The organism is Rhodococcus sp. NPDC076796 (genome assembly GCF_040702765.1).
GTDB lineage: Bacteria > Actinomycetota > Actinomycetes > Mycobacteriales > Mycobacteriaceae > Rhodococcoides.
On record NZ_JBFBMS010000002.1, the window covers coordinates 759,245 to 774,639 of the forward strand.

At 62.6% G+C, this 15,395-nt stretch carries 18 protein-coding genes; 7 read left to right on the forward strand and 11 right to left on the reverse strand.

Features of this window, described 5'->3' with window-relative positions:
* Positions 1-24: 24 nt before the first annotated feature.
* Positions 25-1,725, reverse strand: coding sequence for a BCCT family transporter (locus tag AB0366_RS08855; protein WP_366243520.1), 1,701 nt, complete (start codon positions 1,723-1,725; stop codon positions 25-27).
* Between the two features lie 153 nt (positions 1,726-1,878).
* Positions 1,879-2,673 (reverse strand): endonuclease/exonuclease/phosphatase family protein, encoded by a 795-nt coding sequence (locus AB0366_RS08860; RefSeq protein WP_366243521.1) that lies wholly within the window; start codon positions 2,671-2,673, stop codon positions 1,879-1,881.
* A 120-nt stretch (positions 2,674-2,793) separates the two neighbouring features.
* Between AB0366_RS08860 and AB0366_RS08865 the strand changes: the two genes are divergently transcribed.
* The 4 genes from AB0366_RS08865 (at position 2,794) to AB0366_RS08880 (ending at position 6,818) form a co-directional block, all read left to right on the forward strand.
* A complete protein-coding gene (locus AB0366_RS08865) occupies positions 2,794-3,576 on the forward strand; it encodes a GAF and ANTAR domain-containing protein (protein ID WP_366243522.1) in 783 nt (260 codons plus the stop codon).
* Positions 3,576-4,337 (forward strand): GAF and ANTAR domain-containing protein, encoded by a 762-nt coding sequence (locus tag AB0366_RS08870; RefSeq protein WP_366243523.1) that lies wholly within the window; start codon positions 3,576-3,578, stop codon positions 4,335-4,337. Before AB0366_RS08865 ends, AB0366_RS08870 begins: the two co-directional genes overlap by 1 nt.
* Positions 4,338-4,630: 293 nt before the next feature.
* Positions 4,631-5,464, forward strand: coding sequence for a GAF and ANTAR domain-containing protein (locus AB0366_RS08875; RefSeq protein WP_366243524.1), 834 nt, complete (start codon positions 4,631-4,633; stop codon positions 5,462-5,464).
* Complete coding sequence (locus AB0366_RS08880) at positions 5,454-6,818, forward strand: EAL domain-containing protein (protein WP_366243525.1); 1,365 nt, start codon at positions 5,454-5,456, stop codon at positions 6,816-6,818. Before AB0366_RS08875 ends, AB0366_RS08880 begins: the two co-directional genes overlap by 11 nt.
* Before the next feature lie 29 nt (positions 6,819-6,847).
* Here the strand turns inward: AB0366_RS08880 and AB0366_RS08885 are convergent, their stop codons facing one another.
* Positions 6,848-7,615 carry a GAF and ANTAR domain-containing protein gene (locus AB0366_RS08885; protein WP_366243526.1) on the reverse strand — a complete coding sequence of 256 codons (768 nt, stop codon included), beginning with the start codon at positions 7,613-7,615 and terminating at the stop codon, positions 6,848-6,850.
* Between the two features lie 348 nt (positions 7,616-7,963).
* On the opposite strand from AB0366_RS08885, the gene AB0366_RS08890 reads away from it, so the two are divergent.
* Positions 7,964-8,203, forward strand: a complete 240-nt coding sequence (locus tag AB0366_RS08890; protein ID WP_366243527.1) for a hypothetical protein — start codon at positions 7,964-7,966, stop codon at positions 8,201-8,203.
* Positions 8,204-8,311: 108 nt separating this feature from the next.
* Here AB0366_RS08890 and AB0366_RS08895 read toward each other — a convergent pair whose 3' ends face one another.
* On the reverse strand, positions 8,312-9,193 hold the full coding sequence (locus AB0366_RS08895; protein WP_366243528.1) for an alpha/beta fold hydrolase: 882 nt from the start codon (positions 9,191-9,193) through the stop codon (positions 8,312-8,314).
* A gap of 267 nt (positions 9,194-9,460) precedes the next feature.
* Between AB0366_RS08895 and AB0366_RS08900 the strand changes: the two genes are divergently transcribed.
* A complete protein-coding gene (locus AB0366_RS08900) occupies positions 9,461-10,111 on the forward strand; it encodes a LysE family translocator (protein ID WP_366243529.1) in 651 nt (216 codons plus the stop codon).
* Between the two features lie 54 nt (positions 10,112-10,165).
* Positions 10,166-10,399, forward strand: a complete 234-nt coding sequence (locus AB0366_RS08905; RefSeq protein ID WP_366243530.1) for a hypothetical protein — start codon at positions 10,166-10,168, stop codon at positions 10,397-10,399.
* Between the two features lie 16 nt (positions 10,400-10,415).
* On the opposite strand, the gene AB0366_RS08910 is transcribed toward AB0366_RS08905, so the two are convergent.
* The 7 genes from AB0366_RS08910 to AB0366_RS08940 all read right to left on the reverse strand — a co-directional run bounded on the left by AB0366_RS08910 (position 10,416) and on the right by AB0366_RS08940 (position 15,238).
* Entirely contained in the window at positions 10,416-10,646 is a 231-nt protein-coding gene (locus AB0366_RS08910) for a hypothetical protein (protein WP_366243531.1), read from the reverse strand.
* 157 nt (positions 10,647-10,803) lie between these two features.
* Positions 10,804-11,301 (reverse strand): HXXEE domain-containing protein, encoded by a 498-nt coding sequence (locus AB0366_RS08915; protein WP_366243532.1) that lies wholly within the window; start codon positions 11,299-11,301, stop codon positions 10,804-10,806.
* Positions 11,301-11,894 carry a TetR/AcrR family transcriptional regulator gene (locus tag AB0366_RS08920; protein ID WP_366243533.1) on the reverse strand — a complete coding sequence of 198 codons (594 nt, stop codon included), beginning with the start codon at positions 11,892-11,894 and terminating at the stop codon, positions 11,301-11,303. Before AB0366_RS08920 ends, AB0366_RS08915 begins: the two co-directional genes overlap by 1 nt.
* A 264-nt stretch (positions 11,895-12,158) precedes the next feature.
* On the reverse strand, positions 12,159-12,812 hold the full coding sequence (locus AB0366_RS08925) for an HAD-IB family phosphatase (RefSeq protein ID WP_366243534.1): 654 nt from the start codon (positions 12,810-12,812) through the stop codon (positions 12,159-12,161).
* Between the two features lie 338 nt (positions 12,813-13,150).
* Positions 13,151-13,741, reverse strand: a complete 591-nt coding sequence (locus AB0366_RS08930) for a GNAT family N-acetyltransferase (protein ID WP_366243535.1) — start codon at positions 13,739-13,741, stop codon at positions 13,151-13,153.
* Between the two features lie 98 nt (positions 13,742-13,839).
* Positions 13,840-14,502 carry a hypothetical protein gene (locus tag AB0366_RS08935; RefSeq protein WP_366243536.1) on the reverse strand — a complete coding sequence of 221 codons (663 nt, stop codon included), beginning with the start codon at positions 14,500-14,502 and terminating at the stop codon, positions 13,840-13,842.
* Positions 14,503-14,566: 64 nt separating this feature from the next.
* Complete coding sequence (locus tag AB0366_RS08940; RefSeq protein ID WP_366243537.1) at positions 14,567-15,238, reverse strand: trypsin-like peptidase domain-containing protein; 672 nt, start codon at positions 15,236-15,238, stop codon at positions 14,567-14,569.
* Positions 15,239-15,395 lie beyond the last annotated feature (157 nt).

The following is a 15,395-nucleotide window of genomic DNA, read 5'->3' on the forward strand; positions in this document are numbered from 1 at the left end:
CAAAGCAGGTGGGCGTGGTCGATATCAGTCGTCGTCGGAGTCTCTGGCCAGCGGAGAAGTTCGTACCTTCTCGGATTCGGTGACGGTCGCTTCGCCGTTGTGTTCACGGAACTGCGCTCGAGTCAGCGGCTGCACTTTCACCTTCTCGGCTCGCAGTCCCATCACAAGGGCAATGATCATCAGTGAGACCAGAATGAAGATCGGCAGGCCGATCACGGTGATGACCTGCTGCAGGGCTTGCAGTCCCGCCTCCCCGCCGAGCACGATCAACGTTGCGGCCACAGCGCCTTCGGTGACGCCCCAGAACACTCGCTGCCGCACGGGGCCCGCTTCACCGTCACCGGAGCACAGCATGTCGATCACCAGCGATGCCGAGTCCGAGGATGTCGCGAAGAACAGCGCCACGACGACCACTGCGATCCCTTGAACCAGGGTCGCGGCCGGGAAGTTCTCGAAGAACGTGAACATCGCCAACGGCACGCTCTCGGACACTGCTTCCGAGATCGGGCCGCCGCTACCACCGATTCCGTCGATTCTCATTGCAGACCAACCGAATACGACGAACCACACCAGCGTGAACAGCGAAGGTGCAACCAGAACTCCGACGACGAATTGGCGGATCGTGCGGCCCCGCGAAATACGTGCGAGGAAGACGCCCATGAACGGGGCCCAGGTGACGGTCCACGCCCAGTAGAAGACGGTCCAACCACCCTGCCATCCCCACCCGCCGTCGGAGGTGAACTCGGCCATGGCGTCGTTCCAGAAGGACAACGGAACGATGTCCTGCGCGTAATTGCCGAAGCTCTCGAATACCTGTCGCAGCAGAAAGACGGTGTCCGACGCGATCAGGACGAAGATCATCAACCCGACCGCAACGAGGATGTTGAGGTTGGAGAGCCGGCGCACACCCTTGTCCAACCCGACGGCAATCGAGATCGTTGCGACCACAGTGAGTACGCCGATGATCAGCACCTTCGCCCACACGGCATCGGGAAGTCCGACGAGCTCACTCAAGCCGGCATTGATCTGAGAAGTGCCGAGCCCCAACGACACTGCCAGTCCGAAGATGGTACCCAGCACTGCGAACACATCGATCGTCTTGCCTATCGGACCCGAAATGCGTTCCTTCAGAATCGGATAGAACACCGAAGACACTCGCATCGGCAACTTGTACCGATAGATGAAGAACCCGAACGCCAACCCCGGCAACGTGAAGATCGCCCAGGTGTGCAGGCTCAGGTGATAGAGGGAGATACTCATCGCATCCTGGGATGCTTCGACACTGTACGGCTCCACGTCATCGAAGGGCGGCGCGGAGAAGTGCGAAATCGGTTCTGCTACACCCCAGAACATCAGTACGGTGCCGATCCCGCCCGCGAAGAGCATGGCGAACCAGGACAGGTTCGAGTACTGAGGTCTGTCGTCGTCCTCCCCGAGCCGCAGATGACCGTACTTGCTTACGGCAACCCAGATCAGAAACACCAACCACACCGTGACGCCGATGATGAAGAACCACCCGAGATTGGTGACGATCCACTCCCTCCCGACCCCGAACGCGTTCCCCACCCAGTCCTGGAAGACGAGGAACAAGATCAGCAGAGCGATCGTCAGCCCGGCCGAAACGAAGAAGATGTGATTGTCGGTTCTGAGGCCCAGTTTGCGAGCAAGTGTGTCCACGGTTGCCGTCACCATCCTCGACGGCACGGTTCGTCGGATTCGGATCATGCTCGGTCGTTGGGGCGTGCCGTCGCCGACCTTTAACCCTTCTTTACCGAAGCAGACCTGTCCACCGTTGCAGCCGATTTGTTACCTGGCCGAAGTGTGAGCACGCCCATTCCTCGCGTCGTACCACCAGCTGTACCGATGTCGCGAGGGCTGTCAGATGTCGAGCATCAGAGCTCGGTGGTCCGACACTTCCGGTGCCTCGACGATCTCGAAGCTTCGCACCACGGCTGTGGAAGAGACCAACATGTAGCTGGCACTCCGAACTTCTTTCGTATAGATCGATGTTCGCGTATCGGCATCTTCGACGAGGTCGGTCATTCCGTGCTCACCGAGTACCGCGAACGTCTCACTCGACGGCAGCAGATTGAGATCGCCGCACAGGACGATGACATCGCTCGACGAACGAACATGCTCGATGATCTGCACCAGCTTCCTGGCCTGCTCCAGCCGAACAGGACTGTCGCCCTTGCCTGCTCGATCACGCAGACCGTGCAGTTGGATGACGGAGATGGACCTTTCGGCGACGCGATCGCGGACGGTGACCGTCAGAGCAGCTCGTGGACGGTCACCCACATCCCAGACCGCGTGATCGACGAACCGTGAATGGACGAACCGCGCGTCGAGCCCTACGACGGGAACGTCGTCACGCACCCACGTCGCGATCCCGAAGTCCTGACGCAACTCGACGCCCTCACCGTCGGTGACAGGTCCGGCGTCGTTGGCGACGAAATACGGCGTGTATCCGGGGAGCACCGCCGAGACGTCGTCGAACAGACTCAGCCGCTGCGGCAGTGTGCGCTCGCCGTCGGCGAACGTCGACCATCCCGACCGATGAGCGGTGCGCGTGACTTCTTGGAGACAAATGACCTCCGCGTCAACGGTTTCGAGCCAGGCAACGAGCTCGTCGAACATCGCGCCACCCCACGCATTGATCGATACGATCTTCACGACGTCATGATGGCAGACGACGTCGAGATGGGCACTTCGATTTCGTCGCAACCGTCACGATCCCCGAGACGAGGGCACGAGACCTGTCAGAGGACTAGGGTTGGTCTTCATGAGAGCGTTGTGCAGTCCCCCAACAGCCAGGTTGTGACGGCGCAATCGCGTCTTCGCGAGCAGTTGGCGTCGGCAATGGCGGGCGTCGGAGGCGGACTGTCTGCCGCTGATCGCCTGTGTGTGGCATGTGTCGAGCTTCTCCCGGTCGACGGCGCAGCGATCTCTGTGATCCACGACGGTGTGAGCCGCGGGACCTTCGGATCCAGTGGTGAGTTCAGCAGGCGACTCGACGAATTCCAGTTCACGTTCGGTGAAGGTCCGTGCTTGGACGCGGTGTCCACCGGCGCACCCGTGCTGGTGTCGGACCTGGCCGATCCCTCCGAGCGACGTTGGCCGGCATTCACTCCCGCCGTACTAGATGCAGGGGTGCACGCAATCTTCGCGCTGCCCACCGCAATTGCCGCAGTACACATCGGGGTTCTCGATCTCTTCTGCACGGAACCGGGGCCCCTGTCGGACACCGACCTGAGCGCGGGCATGTGGGCGGCCGAGCTCGCAGCGCTACCGCTTCTGGATCTGATGAATTCGGATCTCGATTGGGAGGCGGCAGGCGAAGGCGGCGACGGCTGGGACCAACTCGCCTCCCTCGAACGAGTCGAGGTGTATCAGGCAACGGGGATTCTGATGGGTCAGCTCGATCTCGACTCCATCGAAGCCCTGGCCCGACTACGTGCGCACGCCTACGCGAGCGGACAGACTGCTAGCGAAGTGGCCTGGGACATCATCGAACGTCGGCTCGTACTCGACTCCGACGACACACCCACCTCCGGGTACGACGCGGGAAGTATCTGATGAGCACCGATCGCGAGCACGGCGTCACCGAAGCCTTCGTCCGACTGGCGAACGGGCTGGTGGGCGAGTTCGACGTGATCGAGCTGCTCAGCGGATTGACCACCGAGTGTGCCGAGCTACTCGACATCGCTTCGGCGGGGTTGCTCCTGGCCGACGAACGCGGAGTTCTGCACGTGGTGGCAGCCTCCTCGGAGGCGACTCGACTGTTGGAAGTCTTTCAACTGCAGCGTGAGCAAGGTCCGTGCCTGGACTGCTTCCGCACCGGACAGCCCGTCAGCATCGGCGACCTCGAGGAGCAACGGTCGACGTGGCCCCAATTCGTCGAGGTCGCCACCTCGGCAGGTTTCGCGTCGGTGCACGCAGTCCCCATGCGATTGCAGACGAACGTGCTGGGCACCCTCGGCTTGTTCGGATCACGTTCGGGCGCACTGGATGACGACGACCTCGAGCTCGCCCAGGCTCTGGCCCACGTGGCCAGCATCGCGCTCGTGCACGGATCTGCGCCGCCGGACCCGGCCGCGATCGGTGCCCGCTTCTCGTCCACCCTGCGCAGTCGCGCCAGACTCGAGCAGGCGAAGGGCTTGCTGTCGCACGTGGGTGCACTCGACATGGATCAGGCGTTCGGTGTGCTGCGGCGATACGCCCGCGAGCACTCCGTACCGCTGTCGCAGGTGACCGATGGCCTCGTGCAGCGAACATTGGATGCTCGGACGGTCTTGGCCAACGTCGCTGGAATCCGGAGCGACGAACCGAGGCGATAACGCATTGTGTGCGTTGTTGTTTCAGCTCCGGGCAGTCGAGCGTTCGCGGAGTGAAGTCGCGTTGGAGTTGACAAACCACCGGGCCTGTTATCAGATGAGGGGGCTGAGAACACAGCCGACCGGGATCGATGATGTTGCCTGCTGGTCAATCATCGACAGAAATCTTCTTCGCCCGGACATGACGTGGCGCGGAGCATTTCCGCGCTCCACGACTTCGGAACCGAAGGTATCGAACACACAGCCCGAGGCGCGTGTGCAAGACCATCGGAAGCCCGAAGGGCGGAGACCAACCGATGGTCGATCTGGCGTCACCTCAGTGCCCCCGTCGCAACATCGCGCTGCCGACCCCGTGCGTATGCGTCGGGAACACCGTGCGCCCTGCCGGCCCTACGGCGCGATCCCGCGACGAACGCCGGCCCACCGAGCCCGGTCGGTCTGCAGAATTCGCCGACGTCGCGCGCGAATTGCATGCGCAACACGAGAGCACCGAGAACACACATACCGCGATCACAGCGGCTGCCCTCCGTGTCGTGTCCGGTGTCGACAGCGCCTCGACGACAGTGCTGTCGGGCAAAGGCAGAACGCGGTTCCATGCGCCGACCGACAACCTCGCCGCAGCGGCCGACGAGATTCAGAGCGACGTCGACGACGGCCCTTCACTCGTGTCCGTTCGCAGCAACGAGGTCGTGCTCACCTGCGACATACGCTACGAAGCCCGGTTTCCTGTCTTCACAGCCGAAATACTCGGGCGTACGATGATTCGATCGATACTCAGCGTGCCCCTGCACACCGGGTCTGCTCTGCTCGGCGCAGTGACCGTGTATTCGCTTACCGCGGGCGCATTTTCGGCATCCTCGGTGGAGGCAGTGACGGTGCTGGCCACACACGCCGCATTGGCCCTCGTGCACAGCACGCAGCACGAGCAATTCGCCCGCGCGCTCACCTCTCGCGATTCGATCGGCCAGGCGAAGGGAATGATCATGGAGCAATACAAGACCGACGCCCAACAGGCCTTCGACATCCTGTCGATGATTTCGCAGGACACGAACGTTTCGGTCAGCACTCTCGCCGCTCGACTCACGCGTGGCGAACACCGTCGACTCGAGGAGCCAGCCGATGCATCCTGATGCAACCGCGAATCACGCAACCGCCGAGTCGCGGGTTCGGCATCTACACACTGCGCCCTGCACTCAGGCATCGGCTGCAGGCACGATGCAGCCCAGCATCGAGGCGATTCTCGCCGATCCGCGTTCGGTGCGCCCGGTGTATCAACCGATCGTTGACCTGTCCGACGGTGATGTCGTCGGTTACGAAGCTCTTGCCCGCTGGCCCCAGCATCCGACCGTGGACCCGGCCGAGGTGTTCGAGGCCGCGGCCGCGAAAGGCGTTGTGGTCGAGTTCGACTGGGCATGCCGTTCCGCTGCTCTCGATGGCGCACTCCAAGCGAATCTGACCGACCGTCGAAGCCTGTTCCTCAATGTGGAACCCACCGCCGCGGGCATGTTGCCCGACCGTAGATACACCAGAATCCGCGATGCCATCGGACGACTCGACATCGTGCTCGAACTCACCGAACGGTCACTGCTGTCCGACCCTGCGAGTGTGTTGCGCCTGGTCGACAGGGCACGACGCAACGGTTGTCGTATCGCGCTCGACGACATCGGCAGTCACCCCGATTCCCTGGCCCTGCTCGAATTCATCGCGCCCGACATCATCAAGCTCGATCATGTTCTGGTACAGGACGATCCGACTCCGAAGCTGGCCCGAATCATCGCGGCCGTCACAGCACATGCTGCGTCGACCGGAGCCCTGATCCTGGCCGAGGGAATCGAAACCGACGACAACCTCGAGCGGGCCCGGGCCTACGGAGCCGTACTGGGTCAGGGATGGATGTTCGGACGTCCGGGACCACTGCCCTACTCGAGCATCACCACCGAAGCGACCGCAGAGCCGCGGCCGCTGCGGAACCATTCGATACCGTTGGTCACCGATCGAGTACCCGCGGTGCCGTCGGAGTTGTTCGACGCCGCACTGCCCGCCATCGGACGAAAACCTCTGGTGGCGGCTCTGACTCGTCAAATCGAGCAGTATGCCGAGCAGACGCACGAGCCATTGATGATCCTGTCGACCTTTCAGAGCGCACAGTTCTTCGATTCCACTGTTGCTCGGAGATACGCCGATCTGGCAGCCGCCAACACGTTCGTCGCGGCCTTGGGCGTCGGAATGGCACCCGAACCTGCGCCCGGCGTGCACGGAACCGACCTGCATCCAGGGGAACCACTCACTCGCCAGTGGACGATCGTCGTTGTGGGCCAGCATTATTTCGCGGCGGTGATCGCACGAGACCTCGGCGATATCGGAGCCGAGGACACGCGCCGATTCGAGTTTCTGCACACCCACGACAGACGGATCGTCGTCGCCGCGGCCCGCTCGCTGATGTGCCGCGTCATCCCGCCGTTTCCGCCACACGTCACGTTGTGACGCCTGCGGCGTGAACCCGCTGCAGGTACTTACCGGCCGGTGCGCCTGGACTGCGCGCGTCGCTGTGCGTCGTCGAAGATCGATTGCGCGACGGCGGTCAGTTTGATCCCGTCCCGCTGGCTCATGGCGCGCAAGCGCGCGAACGCCTCGGTGCTGGTGCACCCGCTCCGGCTGACGATGATGCCGATCGCATGGTCGATCACCTTGCGATTGGTGAGCGCCTTTTCGAGCTGATGCGAGAGCAGTATCGCGTTGGCCAGGGTTTGCGCGTTCTCCACGGATACCGCAGCAGGCATTGCGAACAACTCTCCGAGACGCACTGCGCGGTCGTCGAAGGCATTCTTGGCGTGAGCGTAGACATTGATCGCTCCCAGGGTGCCGTTGCCGACCAGCAGGGGCAGGGACAGAGCGCTGTGCACTCCGAGCCGTCCGACCCGGGGACCGAAACGCGGCCAATGGGCGTCGCCGCCGAGCGAGCCCGACCGTACGGTGCGACCCTCCGCGGCCGCCGTGATGCACGGGCCTTCGCCGAGCGTGTACTGAATCGTATCGACTTCGACGACGAAATCATCGGTAGCCACGATGGTGTCTCGCCGATCGCCATGCTCGAGAGTCAAGCCGGCACCATCCGCGCCCGGTATCGCCGCTACTGCGAATTCGGCTATGTGAGTGAGCATCTGAGGTAGCGATAGACTGTTCATGGCCAGCTGCGACAGCGAGGTCAGACTGTCCCGGAGATCATCGAGTTCATCGGACTCGGCGACGGAAAGTCCGTCGTCGGCGGAGTCCTGGGCCATGGGGAACCTCGAATCGGTCTGATGTACGCCTGAATCGCATGAACGACTGATCTCAGTCTAGCGATCGATCGAAGGCAGCCGGTGAGACGGCCGATCCATCGGATGTTGCCCTCCCGGTTGACAACATCGGCCCACGGGTGTCGACTGGTGATGCTGAGACCACCAGCCGATCCGGGATCGACGCTTTTGCCCTCCGCAGGGCCACGGTGTCGCAACAGCTTTCGTCGCCCGACCCTTGACATCGTTGCGAAGCTTCGCACACCACGCATTTCCTCGACGGCATCATCTGTATCGACATCTGTATCGACGGTGCAGGCGGTTCGCCGCTCGCAGGGGCAAGGCCCACCCATGAACGAGTTCCACGCCCACGAACTGATCGACTTCGCCGTTCGCTGGATCCCCTACGGAGGTGCAGGCGACGAAGAGATCTGGATTGCTTTCGGTCTCAACGGTGCCGGCTACCGTCGACGATTGCATGCCGCACTCGAGTGCACTCCCCACACGGTGCTCGACGAAGCGACTCGGACACACCTCCAACTGCACGTTCAGCTACGCAGCAGCGCGCCCCGCCCGCTCGTCGGACAGTAGGAACCACACACCGACCGACCGAGGGGCACAGGGGCATTCGATCGAGTCGGCAACCGAGCCGATGCCCGAGTACCCCGCGGTTCGTGTCGACGCGGAGTACGACGCGTCTCAGCGGTCAGCGGGCCTGGTCATGAAAGTTCGGAATACCGAGTCGAAGTGTTCCGGCTCGTCCAGATGCGGGAAGTGTCCGGCTCCTGGTACCACCTCGACAGCTGTGCCTTCGGGCATGTGGTCGCGGACTGCATGTGCGTGGGCGAGAGGGATGATTGCGTCGCGCTCACCCCACACCAGCAGTGCACGCGCATCGGTGAACGAGGCGAGAAGCCTTGTGGCGTTCACGGTTTGCCCGCGATAATCGATGACCGATCGCGCGGTGGACAGGAAGGCTCGGCGGCTCGCGGGGTCCGACATCGACGCGAAGTTACGCCATGCTCGGCGTTCACCGGCCCCAAGCCTGAACAGCCGCAACCGCGTCATGACTCCCAGAACACCGTCCACGACAGCTCTGCTAGCGGTGGAAGCGGCGAAGGGAATCGCCATGCCGCTACCCGGCAACGACGCCGCCCGCAGAACGGGATTGACGTCCTGACCCAGCCCACCGCTGGCGATCAAACAGATGCCGTCCACCATCTGAGGGAAGAGATACAGCATCTGCATGGCCACCCCACCCCCGTACGAATGTCCGACGACGGTGACCGACTCGATGTCGAGAGCCGTCAGAAGATCGCGGACTGTCGCCGCGTGTGCGCTCAGTGAGTAGTCACCCGGAAGCTTGTCGGACTCGCCGTGCCCCGGCAGGTCGACGGCGATGACGCGGAACCGGTCCGACAGACCTGCGATCTGTGGATCCCAATCGTGGAGGCTTCCCATCAAGCCGTGGATCAGCACCACCACCGACCCCTGGCCATGATCGACGTACCGAACTCGGTGGCTGGCGAGTTCTCGGATACGAGGTACTGCCTTGGTCTCCGACACGTCGTCGCCGATCACTGAGGCCTGCCCTTCACTGCTGTTGTCGAGTCGACTGCTGCTCGTGTCCGATGCGCTCGGGCGAGAGCAATTCTCGAGAACGCGAATCACGTTCGAAGAAGCGAACGTGCGCGGGAACGGCCGTGTTTTTCGACCATCGCAGCAGTACCCGTAGCGCGGCATTGCAAACGATGCTGTGATGCACCAGGCTGCCGGGGGGCCGCGCGGCCATTCATCACTCCAGGGTGTTCCCCCACCCGACGACGAACGACAGGAGATCGAGCACCCGTGAGCGTGCCGTGGGCCGTCTTCTTGTCGTTGGTGTTGGCCAGCTACGTCTCACCCGGGCCCGACACCGTGATGATCCTGCGTTCGAGCGTCGGTGGCCGGCTCGTTGCGATGGCAGCAGCTGCCGGTGCATTGTGCAGCTTGACCGTGCACATGCTCGTCAGTGCAGTAGGGCTGTCGGCATTGATCGTCGCGCTTCCTGGCAGCCTCACCGTTCTCGCGATCCTCGGTGCCGCTTATCTCGCCTACCTCGGCATTCGCGCGCTGATGGAGAGCGGCCGCACGAGGGGTCGAGGCGGAAGCCCACTCACCGTCGGCAGCGAGCCGGTATCCGATATCCATGCCCGTCGACGCGCCTTCCGAAGCACCTTCGTCACCAACCTGACGAACCCGAAGGTGATCCTGTTCTTCGTCGCCGTGTTGCCGCAGTTCGTCGACCGATCGTCCTCGTGGCCCGTTGCCGTGCAACTCGGAATTCTCGGTGCTGCCGACGTCCTCGTCGGGGTTGTCTATCTGCCGATACTGGTCCTGTTCGGCGTCAAAGCTTTTCGCAATCTCGGCCCGCGGGGACTGGCAAACCTCGAACTCGGAGTGGGGCTTCTGCTGCTGGTCTTCGCCGGCGCACTCGTCGTCGACGTCGTTCTGGGTTGAGCCCGTCCGGCTGACTCATCGAACGGCATGTGAGAACGTGAGGTGGTGGAACCCATGCGCCCGGTCGACTATGTGGAACGGGGACCCTCTCCGGCCGCTCGGCGTGAGCTGCGTCGGTGGCGAGTGTTCTTCATATGCCTGGTGATCTGTCAGTTGATCGCTGTTCTCGGGTACGACATCGGTTTCTGGTGGGTGATGCTGGCCAGCCTCGTCGCATACGGGTTGTTCGAGCTGTTCTGGGCTGTGTTCGATCGCCGCAATCCACTGCGACGTCCCCAAAAACCCTGAACCGCATCGCTGCGTCTCATGGCTTCTTCCTCGGCAGACCCACCGACACGATCGACGCCTGATTGAACCCCAGCAGTCGACGGTGCACCCGTCGGTCTTTCATTACTCGGCCGGCGTTGCGGGCGGCCCAGTCGAGGTGCTCGAGCGCCAGCGTCACCTCGACTCTCGCGTCGAAGCGGGACTTACCGGTCTCTGCGCAGACAATGTCGATCAGCTCGTCAGAACGACTGTCAGCAACCGTTTCCACGCAAGCAGGGGCGGTCGGCGGTTAGTGCTCGACCATCCGGGAGCTGATCTGCGTACGAAGTCGACGGACTCGCTCGGGCACCGAGCCTCGGTACGTGGTCTTGGGTCAGTTCAGTAGTCATCTCGTCCTCTTCGGTAGGTCTTGGAGGGTTCGGCAGTCAGAGTTGTTGCGCTGCAATGTGTGCGGCGGCCAAGGTGGTAGCGAACAGAACAACCGCACCTGGGGCGATGTCGCCGGCGGTGCGTGCGATGCCGTGTCGGCGTAGCTCGGCACGGGCGAGGAGATAGAACGGGATGACCACGGGAATGACGGTGAGCGCCCCCGGTGTGTAGGAGCGATACAGCAGAACGCTCGCGGCGTGACTGACGCTGTGCCACCCGAACGCGGCCAGTGCGCATTGGTACAAGCGGCTTCGGCCGTGTGTGCGTGCGCCTGCCGCGCTGGCCACAGCAATGGTGATGCCGGTGAGCCCAATCGCTGTCGCGGCCTGCATCGGAGACAGCGGCCTTACCGGCGAGGAAAGCCCGAAAAGTATTGACCGGGATTGGTTTTCGTTCGACCACTTGGGGAGCGTTATCAGTTCTTCGATGTCATGTACGGCCCATGCAGCCAGCAATCCCCATGTTGCCCACCTCGGTGTCGATGCGGTGCTCATCACTTGCCCCCCGGTGTCCGGATGCCGGAAAGGGCTGTTTCGGCGAGAGTGCGCAGGCCAAAAGGGGACACTTCTTCCCCCACCACGAGGAGTCGGTAGATCAACGGTCCGAACAGCAAATCTCTTACCGTTGCCGGTTCAACCTGGACGAATTGCTTAGAGGCCAAGGCGCGTTCGATAGCGCCGACGACCGATTGGCTTCGGGGCAGTAGATAGTCGGTCTTCAGCACGTCGGCCATGACGGGGTTGTGTCGTGCCTCGGCGTGAGCGGCGATGGCCACCGACAACAGCCCGGACTTGTTGAGCTGGTCAGCGAAAGTGACTGCCATCGAGACGAGATCGTCGACGACATCGCTGGTCTCGGTGAGGGACAACTTGGGCACCTTGTCCGTCAGGACAGCTCGAATGAGTTCTTCTTTGTTGGAGTAGCGCCGGTAGATGGTGGGTCGGCCGACTCCAGCCCGCGCCGCAACAGCTTCGAGTGTGAGGTTCGTCAGCCCCTTGTCTTTCATTTCGATCAGTGCGGCATCGACGATGCGGGTGTCGACCTCTGCGAGGCGGGGGCGACCTTGAGCTGGGGCTTTGGCGGGCATGGATGCCATAGTGCCAGATACGTTACGTTCTGGCACGTAAAGTTTCTCCCTCGTGACTGCGATTGGAACGCAACCCATGTAGCACCGGCAGGTCTCGCTACTAAAGCCCTGGACAGGCGCGCGTAGTCATCAGGTCACGTCCTGCATGCCCGAAGCTCAGATGTAGGGCCTGTCGATTTCGGCGCCGAGATCGACACGGGCCGGCGTCTCGTGTGGAAGGGCTGTTCGTGTCACGGCAGGTGGCCGACAGCGTTCGAGCCGTGCTCAGTCGAGTCCGCGGGCCCACTGTTGTAGCCAAGGCACTGTGTCGGCCAAATTCTGGGTATCGATTTCGGCGGTGGCTGCTTCTCGGGCGGACGCGCCCCCGTTGAGCGCTAGCGAGGTTGGGAGCGCGTCGAACAGGGGGATGTCGGATCGGCTGTCACCGATCGCGCAACATCGCTGTGTCGGTATCGCTCGCTCGGCTGCCAAAGCCAGTGCCCGATCACGTTTGTCGTACTCGTTGAAATGTTCGGCCACGGTGCCGTCGTAGGTCAGTCCCGAGACACCGACGCGAGGTCCGCCATTCTTGGTAAATCCGTATCGCCGCGCAATCGAGCTGCTGACAGGCTGCCATGCCAAAGAGGCCAGAACCGGCTCGAACCGGTTGCTGCGGCACCAGGCAACCACTTCATCGATGCCAGCGATCAGCGGGAGGTCGTCGAGCCAGCGATCAATAGTGCTGGTATTCACGCCGCGCCAACCCTCAGCGTCGATGACGCTGACTTGTTCATTCGTCAGCTCACCGGCGGAGTAACGCTGCTCGGCGTCATCGAGTTCCTGCTGATGCCCAAGGCGGGCCGCGAGGAAGCTAGCGCTGGATACCGAAGGAACAAGGGTTCCGTCAATATCGAAGAACACGATGCCTCGCAACGTCACCGGTGAAGCGTAGCCAGGGCTGTGCCACCGTCGCGCCCGACTGCCGGAATCTGGACGATTCCCAACGGTGGAATCCGAATCCACCTACTCCGCAGATCGATTCGAGGCTTGCTGACGTTTTGGTGACCAGCACCTCCGGGCCAGTGGTGGCGAGATCGGTGTAGGACGGTGGTGCGTCCCATCCGGCGGAGTCTGCGATGGCGTTGGCCGGTGCACTGTTGGCGGCGCAGGCATGGCACAACCATCAGGTCCGTAGGGGTACGCCCAACCCGTGAGCGGTGAGGTCTCGATCGTCCACCAGTCGAGCCTCGAGTGGAGCCGGGGGCGTCCGACGACGGCTATCGGCGCAGCATCGCCCAGACTTCGGGGCCATCGTCAGGGAGTTGCACCGACCCGGTCGGCTGGAACCCCAACCCTGCATAGAAGTCGAGATTCGCTGTCGAGGACGTTTCCAAATAAGCCGGACAGCCTTGCTCCCGGGCCTGTAGGAGGCCGGGTTCGAGGACGGCGCGCCCCAAGCCCTGCCCTTGCACGGATGGATCGACGCCCACCGTCGCCAACAGCCACACCGGCTCCGACGGCTTCAACGATTCGGTGGCTTCGTCTGCTCTTCGTGCGATATCGATGCGGTCACCGTGCAGTTGCTCGATGCGTTCGGCGACGGACTCGAATGCTTCGCCTACGCCAACCGAGGACGGGGTGAGCCACACCGCAACGGCCGCAACGTCATCGGAGACCCATACTCGACCGCATTGCAAGCCGATGACGTCGAGATAGATGCGCTGCAGTGATGCCACCCGCTCGTGATGATCATCGGCTGCGACGGTGTGCCGAGTGAACGGATAGTCCGAGAAGGCGCGGCCCAGAGACTGAGCAGCGCGGTCCACGTCTGCCGGAACTGCCGGTCGGATTGTCTGCTTCGCATTCACACACGGAAACTTTAGTTCGAGGCGGCCGAACTCGTTGCGCGGGGACGCACGCCGCACCCGAGCGCACGTAGCGTCGGTACCGATCGACAGGCTGAACGTCATCTCCTCGATCGTTCGACCAGCGCGGACACCGCTGCCCCGACGACGAAGACGAGCGATAGAAGCAGGATGTTCAACCAGAGACTGTAACGGTCGTCGAATGTGAACTGTTGTGGCACAAGGTTTTCTACGTTGTAGAGGTTGGACACCAGACTCGCGGCGACGGCCACGACTCCCACCCCGACCACTACGCGCGACTGCAGAGCAACGCCCCAGATCAACACGGCTGCCGACATCGTCAACAGCGGAAGAAGTCCGCGGATCGTCAGGTTGCCCGCGAAGAACAACAAGCCGCTGCGCATCAGCACGACTATTGCCGCACACAGTCCGACGCTGGCCACGAGCCACAGGCGAACGTGCAATTCGGCACGTGATCGACGTTCACTCCACGTGCAGTAGAGAGCGACAGCCCCGATACACACCGGCAGTGCAATCAGCCAATACAGACCCGCTGCCGGTGATGCGAGGTAGGCAGATCCGCCGAACCACATCGGACTCGATACCGACTCCCCCGAACCGAACGGCTGACGAACGTAGAACGGCAGCGCGCCGATGAACATCACCGCGATGAGCAACAGCGGGACAGACAACCGCGCGGTGACGGCGTGCGGTCGAGAATCGGCCTCGACCCCGTGCGGCAGCGGTCGCAAGTTGGCATCCACGCCTGACCGCAACGGATGCGGTGAGCCGGGCCGTGTCTCCCCCGGGTTCTCGCACGGATTCAATTTACCGGGTCCACTGGGTCGATGACCCGGACGACGGCAGCGATGGTTCCGACGGATCGGGTAATGATGACGACCAGTTCAGCAGATCTTCTGTGTGCTCATTATTCAGACGCACGCCGACGTTGTCGGTTGCGAAACCGGAACTGTGAATTGCGACAGCGACGGAAGGGTTCTCGGTGCGCGTGACAGCCGACCCGCTTTGACCTCCGACTGTGTCGAGGTCGTATCGCAATGTGTTCTCCGTAGCGTCGCTGGTGTTGCCGCGTGTCGACCACATTTCCCACAGTGCTTTGTCCAGTGGGTACCCGGTCGTAGACACGGGATCGCCCACTGCGGTGAAGTCGTCCGGACCCGGGCTGAGCCATCCAGTTGTTTGACCGACCGTGCAATCCAGCTGCAAAGCACCGACGTCGTGTTCTGGTCCGCGATGCGTGCTGAAGTCCTGATGGACCGTTGCTTTGAGCCACCCGCAGACTCCATACGGGGGGACGGCCCCGCTCACAGCGGGTGTCACGGTGAAGTCGGTGTTCCAGCCAGCCGTGCCCAAGAGGCAATGTGCTGATGTCGCAACCGATCTCGGCCCGTACATGAACCCGGTGCATCCTCGTTTTCGGCCATCCATATCTGTGGCCATGATGAATACCGTCGTTCGAGCCGGGTAGGCGTGCGGCATTGGCGTCGGAACCCGGTCATCGTCACCGATTATTGTTCGGGGCGTGGCCGAGCCCGCCGTTCCCGTGTTGGCACCGCCTGGCGCGCTGGTTGCAGCCCATGCACTGGGTACGGTGCTACTGGTATTCCAGATTGAATTTTCATGCACCGACTGAGAT